The organism is Thermanaerothrix sp., from assembly GCA_026417795.1.
Classification (GTDB): Bacteria; Synergistota; Synergistia; order Synergistales; family Synergistaceae; genus Thermanaerovibrio.
On record JAOACP010000119.1, the window covers coordinates 1 to 1,036 of the forward strand.

A 1,036-nucleotide genomic window follows, 5' to 3' on the forward strand; every position below is an offset into this window, starting at 1 on the left:
TCTTTGATCTGGATCCCAAGGGGGTTGAGTTTGTTTTCAACCTGAATTTTATCGGAACCCTGCTGCCTACACAAACCTTTGCTAAAGATATGGTAGAGAAACAAGGGGCGGTGATTATCAATATTTCCTCCATGGGGGCCTTTGCCCCAATGACCAAAGGCCTCGCCTACTGCGCCGCCAAGGCGGCTATCAATAACCTGACGCAATGGCTCGCCGTTCATTTTGCCCCCGCGGGAATCCGGGTAAACGCCATTGCCCCCGGATTTTTCTCCACCGAACAAAACAAACACCTCCTGTGGAATCCCGATGGCAGCCCCACAACCCGAACCGGCAAGATCATTACCCATACCCCAATGGGACGCCTTGGTAAGCCGGAAGACCTCATCGGGGCAGCCCTCTGGCTCTGCGACGAGGGGGCTTCTGGTTTTGTAACCGGTGCGGTGATTCCTGTGGATGGGGGGTTCATGGCCTATTCGGGGGTATAAAAAAGAGCCCGGCACATGCCGGGTCTTTTTTTAAGGAAGGTGCCCTATGTTGATGGATGGAACGATATAGGTCCGGCTTTGTGTCGCCGAGTATCGATGGGGCGCAGGGCGCACCCGTTACCCTTCCTTCCCTGCGGAAGGGCACCGCCGGCCAGAGGACCAGAAGGTAGCTCACTTTTTTATGGCGTGAATATGTGGGAAAGGGGGATTCTCCGGCGGCTCCCCCTTCTGCGAGGGGGGCCACCAGCCAGAGGCCAGACAACACCCCTCTTCTGCGAGGGGCACCCAGAGGTCGCCCCTTCAAAGAGAAACCTATTTTTTGGAAACGTGAAAATATTGCCGTAGTTCTTCGTGGAAGGGAAGCGCAAAGATTGCGTCCCAGACTTTCTGCACCTGTTCATAGGAACGGGTCCGGGGGTCTCGAATAAGGATTTCCTCCAGTACCCGCCGATCGCCGGTGGTAAAGGCTTCCAGGGCCCATTCCATCCGCAGAATGCGGGGCATGAGGTACATGGTAATGATACGACGAGGAAGGGCCGGCTCAATCGGTT

2 protein-coding genes are annotated in these 1,036 nt (G+C 55.7%); one reads left to right on the forward strand and one right to left on the reverse strand.

All coding sequences use genetic code 11. From position 1 onward, the window contains the following. A partial coding sequence (locus N2315_09505; protein MCX7829406.1) for an SDR family oxidoreductase occupies window positions 1–485 on the forward strand: 485 nt, incomplete at its 5' end. A 312-nt stretch (window positions 486–797) separates the two neighbouring features. Here N2315_09505 and N2315_09510 read toward each other — a convergent pair. Then, window positions 798–1,036, reverse strand: a 239-nt coding sequence (locus tag N2315_09510) for an alpha-glucosidase/alpha-galactosidase (protein MCX7829407.1), incomplete at its 5' end; no start/stop codon positions are given.